Origin of the sequence: Hydrogenispora ethanolica (assembly GCF_004340685.1) — a bacterium.
GTDB lineage: Bacteria > Bacillota > UBA4882 > UBA8346 > UBA8346 > Hydrogenispora > Hydrogenispora ethanolica.
This window is the reverse complement of sequence record NZ_SLUN01000004.1, coordinates 206737-217779: the sequence shown is the minus strand read 5'-3', so window position 1 is coordinate 217779 and position 11043 is coordinate 206737. Positions and strand designations below refer to the sequence as shown.

Below are 11043 nucleotides of genomic sequence, written 5' to 3'. Positions count from 1 at the left end.
GCGCATGCTCACTCAGTTACTGCGCATGCTCACTCAGTTACTGCGCATGCTCACTCAGTTACTGCGCATGCTCACTCAGTTACTGCGCATGCTCACTCAGTTACTGCGCATGCTCACTCAGTTACTGCGCATGCTCGCTCAGTTACTGCGCATGCTCACTCAGTTACTGCGCATGCTCGCTCAGTTACTGCGCATGCTTATGGAGTTGTCGAAGATGCACATCCGCACCAACAACAGGAGTGAAGCCGGGCTCCGCACTGTTTTTTGAACATCCGCTTCGAAACTCCCTTTTCTTTTCCAGCAATTCTGCCGACTTTGAATCCGAGAGAGAATCGCAAATCTTTACATAATACTTATTTTATGAACGGTGCGTGACATTCTTTAGCAGATATTGGATGATCTTTAGATTCAATTGTTAACTTCAAATTAACATGATACAATAAAGTATCATCGCATAACGAGGGAGGAATTCTGCTTGTATCAAGTCATGATCGTGGACGACGAGCCGAGCGCCCTGGATGAATTGGCTTTGTACATCAACCGGGTCGGTCCGGAGTTTCACGTGACCGCCAAGGCGCAAGGGGCGGAAGACGCCCTCTTTTCGCTGGAGATGACCAGTCCGGATCTGGTGATTACGGATATCCGGATGCCGGTCACCGATGGCTTGACCCTGCTTCAACAGATTCGCGAAACCGGCTGGGAAGGCTTCGCGGCGATCGTCACCGGCTATGAGGACTTTTCCTATGCCCAACAAGCCATGCGCCTGGGCGTCTTTGAATACATTCTGAAACCGGTCTTTTCCGATGACATTCAGGCCCTGCTGCAACGGACCAAGCAACTTTTGGACAACGAGCAGATGAAAAAGGATAAACTCCGCGATGAAATTCAGGCCGAACTGTATCACCAATCGTTGGAAGGGAACGGCGACTGCCATATCCCGTCCTATCTCGGACAGGCGAAGGCCTTTATCAAAGAACATTTCGCCGAGCCGCTCTCCTTGAGCAAGATCGCGAAGCAGGTCGCGGTCAATCCCGCCTATTTAAGTTATAGTTTCACCAAGTATTGCGGGCAAAACTTCCTGGAGTACCTGACCCAATACCGGATTGCCAAAGCGAAGGAACTCCTGATCCAGACTTCTTTTCAGATTCAGGAGGTGGCCCACCAGATCGGTTATACCGATATCTCTTACTTTACCCGGGTTTTCCGGAGAGAGACCGGCTTGACTCCGGGAGGTTTCCGTTCGCTCCACCGCAAGCAGCAATAGCCGGAGGAGCATCTCGGGTTGCCGCCAATTTGTCCTTTATAAGCAATCCCGGCCACGGTCCGCCGATTGTGTCATCCTTATATTGTACTGGGGAAGTCTTCCCGGCGAATCCGAGATCCCATGGAAAACTTCGAATAAAACGACTTCGAGGCAGCTTTGAAAAGAAGACCGCTTTTTATTTACACCAAAGGCTTATTTTATAAAATCTGGCTCGCCGCCTGCGCCCTCATCATGGTCACCGCCATTGCCAACAGCGTTTGGGTATACCTTCAGGTATCCGAACAATTGAATCATAATATCCGGCGGCGCCTGCAATGGGAGGCCCGCTTTTACCGCCAGCAACTCGACCAGGTGTTTATCCGGACGACCGAGAAGCTGAACGCCCTGGTCGATTCGCCGGCGGCGGTCGCCGCCAATCTTCCGTTGCTCCAAGACGAGATGGAAACCATTCATAATCTTGCACCCAGCATCGTCCGGAGCTGGGTTGCTTACCCCGACGGCAGGCTGATCCCTTCAACCCGGACCCGGCCGGAATATGTGCGGCTGCTGCCGTGGTGGCGGGAGTATCTGGTCGGCAAGACTCCCCAGACTGCGAACGGATTATGGGTCGGCCGCGGCCAATCCCTGATCGGAAGGCCGCGGGTCGCTCAAGCGGATGTCATGACGCTGGTCCCCTTATTCAGCTTCAAACTGCGCGGCATCAAAATCATGCGCGCCGCCGGGGCGGAGCTCGATCTGAACAGCATTCTGAGCGACGAAACCAATGCCAATTCCAGTTGGGCCGATGTCCCGGTTTCCATCTATACCATGGATGGGATCTTGATCGCCTGTCCCTACCGGTACCAGCGCGGGAATTTGAAATTATTCGCGCGAACCAGCGATCACCCCTTGATCCGCCAGATGCTGGCCCATCCCAATGAAATTTCGGGGTTTGGGATCTACGCGCACGACGACCAGAAAAAAGTCGGTCTTTATCTCCGCGATCCCTCGCTGGGACTGGTTTTGACCGTTGAATATCCGACCGCCGAGATCGTCGATCCGGTCAGCCGCACCACCACCGGATCGCTGATGGTCACCGCGCTGCTGTTAGTCATCGCCACCATCGTCCTAAGCACCATTTATTCCAATACCAAACGCCTGCACCGCCTGGAGCAGCTGGCCCGTTCCGCTGAGATCCGCGCCCTCCAGGCCCATATCAATCCGCATTTTTTATTTAACACACTGGACCGGATGGTGGGACTGGCCACCTCGGCCGAGAATCTTCCCTTGCTCAAGATGTTAAAATCCCTGGCCAATATCCTGCGCTACACCATCCGCAAGACCGGAGAATTAGTGACCTTGCAGGAAGAATTGAACTATCTCCGCGAATATATCAACTTGCAGCAGGTTCGCTTCGGTTCGCGCTTTTCGTTCGAATTGGAAGCCGCTCCCGCCTTACTGCAGTATAAATTGTTCAAATTGAGCATCCAGCCGATCGTGGAAAACTGTTTCACCCATGGGGTGGACAAGACGCTCGATCCCGTCGCCATTACGCTGGCGATCCGCAAGAAAGGGCATTGCCTTGAGATTTGCGTTTTCGATAACGGCGTGCGCGTCCCGGAGGAGCGTTTTGCGGAGATCAACCGGCGTTTGGAGCAGGAAACCTACGAGGCGGACCTGCTGGAGCACGGTCTGGGGTTATCCAGTATTCACCACCGCTACCGCTATGCTTACGGCGAACTTTACGGGATCCGCCTGGAACGGCTGGAACAAGGGTTGGCTGTCTATCTGGTGATCCCGCTACTATAGCTTGCATCCCCCCGGCCCTGAGCCAGCGTCATCCGCTGGCCGCTCCCGGGACGCCGAGCGCAAAAAGGGGGTCCTTGCGGTGTAAAACGGTTCTTATCGTAAGGAAATTGTCAAAATAAAACGGAGACGGTGACCAAAATGCTTCCATTGAATTCAGCCATTATCGGTTGCGGAGCTATCTTCCCGATGCATGCGGAAGCGCTCCGGCAGCTCCCCGCGGCCCGCTTGGCGGCCGTGGTCGATATCGATAAAACGAGGGCGGCGGCCGCGGCAGAACAGTATGATTGCCGGAGCTACGCCGATTACCGGGAGATGTTGCAAGATGAGACGATCCAGGTGGTCCACATCTGCACTCCCCATTATTTGCACGCGGAGATGGCCCTGGCCGCCCTGCGCCGCGGCAAGCATGTCCTGACGGAAAAGCCGATGGCCATCGAACTGGCGGACGCGGCGGCCATGATCCGGACCGCCCGGGAAACCGGCAGGCAATTGGGGATCTGCTTTCAAAACCGCTACAACGCCACTTCGCTCCGGATCAAAGCCCTGCTGGACTCGGGGGCGGCCGGGAAGCTCATCCGCGCCCGGGGCAGCGTCCGCTGGCACCGCGATGAAGCCTATTACCGGAGCGGCGACTGGCGGGGCACCTGGGCGATGGAGGGCGGCGGAGTCCTGATCAACCAGGCGATTCATACCTTGGATCTGCTGCAATGGTTCGGCGGGCCGATCCGGGACATCCGGGGCGAGATCGCCACCACCGGATTACAAGGCGTCATCGAGGTGGAGGATACCGCGCAGGCGGCAATCACCTTCCAGAATGGCGCAGTCGCCACTTTCTCCGCCACCAACTGCCATCCGGTCAACGATCCGGTGGAGATCGAGCTCGAATGCGAGCGGCTCACCCTGAAGCTGGCCGACGGCCTGACCATCGAGACGCGCGACGGCCAAATCGAGCGGGTCGAGGAGATCAATACCGCAACCGGGGAGAAATCCTATTGGGGAATGAGCCACGCCGTGCTGATCGGCCATTTCTACCATTGCCTCGAAACGGGCCAGTCGTTCCCCATCGCCGGAGAGGACGGCTTGACCGCGCTCCAGATGGTTCTGGCCATCTACCGCTCGTCTCGGGAGCAGCGCGCCATCCCCTGGGAGGAGCTGGCGCTGGCCGCCGGCTGAAGCTGCCGCGCCGCAGCATGAAAGTTCCGGAAATAAAACAAGGAGGCCCTCCTCCCGCCCCCGGTTCGGCGTTTTCGCCCAAGCCGCGGACCGGAGAATGCCTCCTTTGACTCACTCCCGGCCCCGGAACTGACCATCAACGGTCAGCCGGGGCCGGAGCGTTCATGCTCATGAATGACGCCGCCGTGTTCACCAAACCTACTTGGCGGCGATGTACCCTTCGGCCGCCAGCAACTCGGCGGTCAACACCCCGCCGCCGGCCGCGCCCCGCAGGGTATTGTGGGAAAGGGCCACGAACTTATAGTCGAAGAGCGGATCTTCCCGCAACCGGCCGACGGTGATCCCCATTCCCTTGTCGAAGTCCCGGTCCAGCTTGGTCTGGGGCCGGTTCTCCTCCTCGAAGTACTTGATGAACTGCTCCGGCGCGCTCGGCAGCTTCAATTCCTGCGGCCGGCCCTTGAAGGCCGCCCAGCGTTCGAGAATCTCGCTCCGGCCCGGTTTTCGGGCGAAGGCCACCGATACCGCGGCCAGATGGCCGTCGGCCACCGGAACCCGGATGCATTGGGCGGAGATGACCGGTTCCGCCGTATTCACAATGGCGTTCCCCTCGATCCGGCCCCAGATCTTGAGCGGTTCCTGCTCGCTCTTCTCTTCCTCGCCCTTGATGAAAGGAATCACATTGTCGATCATCTCCGGCCAATCCTTAAAGGTCTTGCCGGCGCCGGAGATCGCCTGATAGGTACAGACATTGACCCGGGTGGGACCGAACTCCCGCAGCATATGGAGGGGCGGCACGTAGCTCTGGATCGAACAGTTGGGCTTGACGGCGATGAAGCCGCGCTTGACCCCGAGCCGGGCCCGCTGGAGCGGGATGATCGCCAAATGCTCGGGATTGATCTCCGGCACCAGCATCGGCACATCCGGGGTAAAGCGATGGGCCGAATTATTGGAGACCACCGGCGTCTCCGCCCGCGCGTACCGTTCCTCCAGGGCCCGGGTCTCGTCCTTACTCATGTCCACCGCGCAAAAGACGAAATCCACCCCTTCGCAGACCGCTTCGACCGCGGCGGCGTTCTGCACCCGGATCTTGCCGATCGCCTCGGGAACCGGTCCGGCCATGCTCCAGCGGTCAGCGACCGCTTCCAGATAGGTTTTGCCCGCCGAACGCTCGCTGGCCGCAATGGCGGCCACTTCAAACCAAGGGTGCTCCGCCAGCAGGGTCACGAACCGCTGCCCGACCATGCCGGTTCCCCCCACGATGCCTACTCGCAGTTTCCGTTCCATTCACATTCACCTCAGTTATGAATCATTTCATTTCCCGTTACGGATACAAATAAGCGTAAACTTTCTATAAGACAATACTTTAGCATAGTTTCCACGGCCACGGTATGGTCCGGAGATTACGATTGGGTTAATAATACCGTAAAATCGCTTCATTCGCAAGATCCAGTCCGCGGCAGTTTCCGCGCCCGCCTGGTTCCGGCACTCCGAAAAAGGCCGCGCCCCTCGCGGTATCCCTTGCGCCGGCCGAGGGACCGCCCTGGGCTCCGGCAGGATCGGCAAAATAAAATGCTTCGCCGGCTCATTCGAGTCGCGGCGAAGCATGGATGTCAGCAAACGGAGATCCGGGGCAACGGGCCCTCCCCATGGCAGAGCCGTAATTTATTCCAGCTTGTAACGGCAGAGATTCCGCACCGGACGGAACTCGATCAGTCCGACCTCGGCGATCCGGCATTCCAACGGCAAGGGGATGGCCATGGCCAGGGCCACCGCCTCGGGAATCTTCGCCCTGGGGATGTCCATTCCCAGCGTGCAATGGGGCACCCAGCGCCCGCCATGATAGGATTCCCACTCATGCTCGATGAAGGGCGTGAACAATTCATGGAAATTGCGGTGCATCGCCAGCAACTCCGGAGTCACGGTGGGCCCCAGGAAGACCACGTTCTTTTCGGAATGGAAGACTCCCAAGTGGGAGAATTCCAGCGGGAAAAACCGGGTCTGTTTCACAAACCGGTCCAGATAGCTCTGGCACTCCTCCAGCCGCAGATCGTCGAAGACCGCCAAGGTAATATGGGGCCGGGCATCGGATTCATAGAGATAGGCGGTGATCCCGGCCCGGGCGTACTGCTCCCAAACGCCGCGCACCAGCCGTTCAAATTCAGAATCGAAAAACAGCTCAATGGCAAAAGGCATCCTCATGCTCCTGTCGTGTTATAGCATTTTGATAAAAAGTGTAAACGGCTTTGTTCGATCCAAACCCGTCAACGCTTTCGCAAAATGCTGTATCGGGCGTCCCGGTCCGTACGGCCCTATTCCAAAGCTGCTTCCAAGTCGTCCGCCAGTTCCCCGCGGGCCACCCCGGCCACGGGCCCGGTCATCAGGACGTGGCCGTCCGGCTGGATGGCAATGCCGATGCTGCCGCCCGGCATCTCCACCGTCAGCTCCGAGTCGACCAGACCCAGCCGGTGGGCGGCGCAGGCCGCCGCGCAGCTGCTGCTGCCCGAGGCCAGGGTATATCCGGCGCCCCGCTCCCAGATCTCGATCCGGATCCGCTTCCTGTCGATCACCTGCAACAGCTGCAGGTTGATCTTGTGCGGGAAGAGCGGGTGCTGCTCCACCGCCGGGCCGATCGCCAGGGCCAGCTCCCGGGAGACCTCCGGTAGCGGAATCACGCAGTGCGGATTGCCGATGGAGAGACAGGTGGCCCGGTAGGTGGTACCGACCACCTCCAGCGGCTGGTCCACCATCTCCCGGGGCGGGCCGCTCACCGGAATCGCCGCGCTCTGGAAAGTCACGGTACCCATATCCACCTCAAAAAGGTCGGCGCGCTCCGACAGGACCATCACCGCCACCCGGCCGCCAAGCGTGCTCAAGGTGAAGGAACGCTGCTTGGCGTAGCCCGCTTCCACCAGATAGCGGGAGAAGATCCGGATGCCGTTGCCGCTCTTCTCGGCCTCGCTGCCGTCGGGATTGAAGATGCGCAAGCCGAAGCTGCCGTCCGCCAACAATTCGGGGCCGTATAAAATGCCGTCCGATCCGATGCCGTAGTTGCGGTGGCAGACCAGACGGATATTCTTGGCGGTCGGGTTAAAGCGCTCGCGGTTCCGGTCGATGACAATATAATCATTGCCCAGACCATGGTATTTATGGAATTGCATTTCCCAAGACCTCCTGCTGCGATAGTGCCCGGAACCGCCCCCCCGCCCAAGCGGAGCGGACCGGTGCGGCCGGCGGGCTATCTTCTAGTTTAAACCGCAAGCCCGGGCTTTAACGATCTACCCGTCCGGGCCCGCGTTTTACTTTCAAAATGAATGATTCCATCCCGCAGAGGATTCTCCTTCCGGCGGCGGATCGTTTCGTCCCCGCCGCCTTCTCTCCCGCCCGGTTTGGGGATGAAAAAAGCCGGGCGTTCCGGGCCTTGACGAAGGGATCGACGCGCTAAAGGCCGGCGGCCTCGGTCCTCCGCTCTCTCACCGGCTCACCCGCTGCAACGAATAACTGCGCGGCCGGAAACCGAACTTCTCATAAAACGGCAAGGCCGCTTCATTGCCGCAGGCCACGCTGATGGTGACGGCGCTGATTCCCGCCGCGTCGAGCCAGCCCAACGCCGCCTCCATCAACTGTCTTCCCACGGCCCGGCCCCGGAGCTCCGCCGCGACATACAGCGAATCGATCTCACCCCAGGCCTGGTCGGTGATGGTTGCGATGCAATAACCGGCCAGGCCCGCGCCGGACTGGACCGCCAGTATCTTCAGCTGTTTATTCGGCCGGACCAGTTCGCGTTTGCGGTCCTCCCAGCTTTTTCCGCGCATATCCTCCCAAGGATACGGAGCCCGCGCCAGATGGTGCTCCTTCAACCTTTCCCACAGCGGTTGCAGCAGGTCCAGCCGCTCCGGCGGCAGCTCGATGATGGTGATCTCCGTCATGCCCATGCTCATTCCTTTCTCTTTGAAAAGCTACACGCCGGGATAGTCTCGGATCTCTATCTCGGTGCCCTCGGGCGCTTTCACTTTGAAGAGGTATCCGCCCTCCACCCGGTACAGCTCGGCGCCGTCTCTAGTCTTAAAATCGCGGTACCCTTTCTTTTTAAGTTCCGCCAGGGCTTCCCGGACGTCGTCCACTAGAAAACATAAGTGCACCGGCCCGCTCTGCCGCGGGCTCCAGGCGGAGAGTTCCCGGCCGGCCTTGACGGTCTGCAGCTCAATCAGGAAGGAGCCGTTTTGCAGCCAAGTATTGTATTCCCGGTCATGAAAATCCGGCGTCTCTTTGAGCACCGTGAAGCCAAGCATATCGCGGTAAAAACCCAGCGACTCCCGGTAGCGGCCGGTCTGGATGCAAACATGGTGCAACTTTTGGAGCAGCATTTTCTTTCCTTTCGGTCCGTTTTCATTTTTGACGCATTTTTTTAAGCTGCGCACCCATCCTCCCGCGCGGCGGCGGAGCGGAAGTTAGCCGGACCCGGCTTACTAATTCTCAGAAACCCGGCCCGCCGGTTCCGATTCGGCCTCTTCCAGCACCCGGTCAGTTTGATGAGCTCCCAGCGCCCGGGCCATCCCCGTCATAATCTCGGGCATGATCGTCCCCCCGTCCGGCCGGCGGTCGACTCCGTACACGAATTTCGGGAAATTCAGCGGTTCTTGGACCGCCCAGATCCGGTCGTGCTCCCCCGGCGGCAGGAGCACCGCAGGATCCCCCACGGCCACCCAGCCGATAGGCACCGTGGCATCGGCCGGCAACTCGGTGCGCAGATGGACGACTCCGTGAATGCGGACCTCCGAACCCGCGCCCAGCCTCGCGCCATGAAACACCGCAGCCCCGGTGGCGATGAAGACGTTATCCTCCAGCGTGCAACCGACGACATGGGCATTGGGGCCGATCAATACCCGATCCCCGATCCGCAAGGAATGCCTTGCCGTGCTGCGCAGCACGGCGTTTTCCAGTACGACGCAGTCCGCGCCGATCTCGATCGTGCCGCCCTCGGCAATGACTGTGGCGCCGAACATGATCCGGGTGTTGGCCCCGATCTTCACAGCGCCGCAAAGGGTGGCCGTGGGCGCAATGTAAGCGCTGGGATCGATCTGCGGTTTCTCGCCAAGATGTTCGATGCGCATTGGGACGCGCTCCTTCCTATTCTATATAAGTTGCTGACTTTCCCAGCCTCGTTTGGGGCTAGGAAGGATTATTCAAAATGGCTGGCAACTTACTTCGGTTCGACCGATATCAATCGGAAGTGTTCCACCACGATCACGAGATCATCGCTCAGGCTGTATCCCTCTTTCTCCAGGTCCGCTTGCCAGACCATCGCGTGGTCGGCGCGAAACTCCGCAATGTCGGCGCAATGCTCCCCCCGGGCGATCCGCTCATCGACCCTTCCGAAGGGCAACTCATAATTCTCCGTAATCTCAATGGTGCAGCGGTGAACCCCTTGGCGGTTATAGACCCGCACTCGATCCCCCACTTGGGTCGGTTCTTCCCCGGGATTGTCATAGTACCAGATCTTGGGCGTGCAGGTTACGGTCTTTACTTGCCGGATAACCTGCTCGATCAGACTTTCGTCGTTTTCATCCCTGCCCCACAACGTCATTCTTTTCATGCGCACAACTCCATTCATACCGGCCTCGCTTGCCGCCGCATGTAACGTACCGGGTCTTTGACAAAACCGTATTGTTCGTAGAGTCCATGGGCGTCATTGGTCGCCAGCACGCCGGTCAAACCCTGCAGTTCGGCCGATTCCACGATGCATTGGATCAACTTTTTGCCCAATCCCTGACCGCGAAAGGCCTCATCGATATAGACATCGCCAATCCAAAAGAAGGTGGCCAGATCGGTAACCGCCCGGGCGAAACCGATCTGCTGTCCGTCGCGGTAGACGCCGTAACAAATTGAATTTTGGATGGACAACTCGATCTTTTCACGGGTCCTTTGGTTGGCCCAATAGCTTTGCGCCAAGAATTCACAGATGCGGTCGATGGATAATAGCGATTTATCGGTACTGATCCGATAGGTTCCGTCCGTCCATTCCATGGCTCATCCCCCTTACAAGCGTTGTGATAAACCCCGTCCGAAAGGTCGGGGTATTCACAAAAGCTCAGAAAAGCAAGTGATAAAGTCGTTTTGAGTCCACTGAAAGGATGATTTCCGAATTGGAGACTTTATCACATGGCTTTTACAGCAATGCGATATAATGGTAGATCAGCCAAAAATGGCTGATGCTTCCCAGCAGCACGAAAATGTGAAATATCTCATGAAACCCGAATACCTTGGGCCACGGATCCGGGCGCTTTAGGCCGTAGATCACTGCGCCCACGGTATAAAAGACGCCTCCGGCCAGCATCCATCCCAAACCGGCCAATGGCACCCGTTGGACCAGCGGCCAAACCGCCACGACGGCCAGCCAACCCATTCCGATATAAATGGCGGTGCTCAGCCAACGGTAGGTGTTGAACCAGATGATCTTGAAACCCATTCCCAATAACGCCAAACCCCAGACGCATCCGAACAGGCTCCAGCCCCAGGGTCCGCGCAAGGCCACCAGGCAAAGCGGTGTGTACGTCCCGGCAATCAATACGAAGATCATCACATGGTCGAACTTACGCAAGAGCTTGGTTCCCCGCTCCGATAAGGGCAGCCAGTGATACAAGGTACTGGCCGTATACAACAGGATCAGGCTGACTCCGAAAATGGCAAAGCTGGCCACGCGCCAGGCGCTGTCCAGGGCCATCCCGCGTTCGACGAGCAGAACCAAGCCCGCCACCGATAAAATGGTTCCGATGCAATGGATCAGTCCGCTGAGCGGATCTTTCAACGTTTTAACCAAT

General features: G+C 58.3%; 12 protein-coding genes. 3 read left to right on the top strand and 9 right to left on the bottom strand.

The window, feature by feature from the left end; genetic code table 11:
- Window positions 1-475: 475 nt before the first annotated feature.
- From EDC14_RS05585 to EDC14_RS05575, 3 genes are all read left to right on the top strand, one after another.
- A complete protein-coding gene (locus EDC14_RS05585; RefSeq protein WP_132013275.1) occupies window positions 476-1264 on the top strand; it encodes a response regulator transcription factor in 789 nt (262 codons plus the stop codon).
- 156 nt (window positions 1265-1420) lie between these two features.
- Entirely contained in the window at window positions 1421-3052 is a 1632-nt protein-coding gene (locus tag EDC14_RS05580; protein ID WP_132013274.1) for a sensor histidine kinase, read from the top strand.
- A 138-nt stretch (window positions 3053-3190) separates the two neighbouring features.
- Window positions 3191-4225 (top strand): Gfo/Idh/MocA family protein, encoded by a 1035-nt coding sequence (locus EDC14_RS05575; protein ID WP_132013273.1) that lies wholly within the window; start codon window positions 3191-3193, stop codon window positions 4223-4225.
- Between the two features lie 198 nt (window positions 4226-4423).
- Here EDC14_RS05575 and asd read toward each other — a convergent pair whose 3' ends face one another.
- The 9 genes from asd to trhA all read right to left on the bottom strand — a co-directional run bounded on the left by asd (window position 4424) and on the right by trhA (window position 11042).
- Complete coding sequence (asd, locus tag EDC14_RS05570; RefSeq protein WP_132013272.1) at window positions 4424-5509, bottom strand: aspartate-semialdehyde dehydrogenase; 1086 nt, start codon at window positions 5507-5509, stop codon at window positions 4424-4426.
- 378 nt (window positions 5510-5887) lie between these two features.
- A complete protein-coding gene (locus tag EDC14_RS05565) occupies window positions 5888-6418 on the bottom strand; it encodes a 2'-5' RNA ligase family protein (protein WP_165907813.1) in 531 nt (176 codons plus the stop codon).
- 116 nt (window positions 6419-6534) lie between these two features.
- Window positions 6535-7383 (bottom strand): diaminopimelate epimerase, encoded by an 849-nt coding sequence (gene dapF / locus EDC14_RS05560; RefSeq protein WP_132013270.1) that lies wholly within the window; start codon window positions 7381-7383, stop codon window positions 6535-6537.
- Window positions 7384-7695: 312 nt separating this feature from the next.
- A complete protein-coding gene (locus EDC14_RS05555; RefSeq protein ID WP_132013269.1) occupies window positions 7696-8163 on the bottom strand; it encodes a GNAT family N-acetyltransferase in 468 nt (155 codons plus the stop codon).
- 18 nt (window positions 8164-8181) lie between these two features.
- The gene (locus EDC14_RS05550; RefSeq protein WP_132013297.1) at window positions 8182-8589 is read right to left on the bottom strand and encodes a VOC family protein; all 408 of its coding nucleotides are present in this window, start codon (window positions 8587-8589) and stop codon (window positions 8182-8184) included.
- 102 nt (window positions 8590-8691) lie between these two features.
- The gene (locus EDC14_RS05545; protein WP_132013268.1) at window positions 8692-9336 is read right to left on the bottom strand and encodes a gamma carbonic anhydrase family protein; all 645 of its coding nucleotides are present in this window, start codon (window positions 9334-9336) and stop codon (window positions 8692-8694) included.
- An 89-nt stretch (window positions 9337-9425) separates the two neighbouring features.
- Window positions 9426-9818, bottom strand: coding sequence for an ASCH domain-containing protein (locus EDC14_RS05540; protein ID WP_165907812.1), 393 nt, complete (start codon window positions 9816-9818; stop codon window positions 9426-9428).
- Window positions 9819-9832: 14 nt separating this feature from the next.
- Window positions 9833-10249, bottom strand: coding sequence for a GNAT family N-acetyltransferase (locus EDC14_RS05535; protein WP_132013266.1), 417 nt, complete (start codon window positions 10247-10249; stop codon window positions 9833-9835).
- A gap of 142 nt (window positions 10250-10391) precedes the next feature.
- Window positions 10392-11042 carry a PAQR family membrane homeostasis protein TrhA gene (trhA, locus tag EDC14_RS05530; protein WP_132013265.1) on the bottom strand — a complete coding sequence of 217 codons (651 nt, stop codon included), beginning with the start codon at window positions 11040-11042 and terminating at the stop codon, window positions 10392-10394.
- Window position 11043: the final 1 nt, after the last annotated feature.

Coding starts and splice junctions, on each gene's coding strand:
- EDC14_RS05575 (WP_132013273.1), top strand. CDS start 3,191: ATGCTTCCATTGAATTCAGCCATTATCGGTTGCGGAGCTATCTTCCCG.
- asd (WP_132013272.1), bottom strand. CDS start 5,509: ATGGAACGGAAACTGCGAGTAGGCATCGTGGGGGGAACCGGCATGGTC.
- EDC14_RS05565 (WP_165907813.1), bottom strand. CDS start 6,418: ATGCCTTTTGCCATTGAGCTGTTTTTCGATTCTGAATTTGAACGGCTG.
- dapF (WP_132013270.1), bottom strand. CDS start 7,383: ATGCAATTCCATAAATACCATGGTCTGGGCAATGATTATATTGTCATC.
- EDC14_RS05555 (WP_132013269.1), bottom strand. CDS start 8,163: ATGAGCATGGGCATGACGGAGATCACCATCATCGAGCTGCCGCCGGAG.
- EDC14_RS05550 (WP_132013297.1), bottom strand. CDS start 8,589: ATGCTGCTCCAAAAGTTGCACCATGTTTGCATCCAGACCGGCCGCTAC.
- EDC14_RS05545 (WP_132013268.1), bottom strand. CDS start 9,336: ATGCGCATCGAACATCTTGGCGAGAAACCGCAGATCGATCCCAGCGCT.
- EDC14_RS05540 (WP_165907812.1), bottom strand. CDS start 9,818: ATGAAAAGAATGACGTTGTGGGGCAGGGATGAAAACGACGAAAGTCTG.
- EDC14_RS05535 (WP_132013266.1), bottom strand. CDS start 10,249: ATGGAATGGACGGACGGAACCTATCGGATCAGTACCGATAAATCGCTA.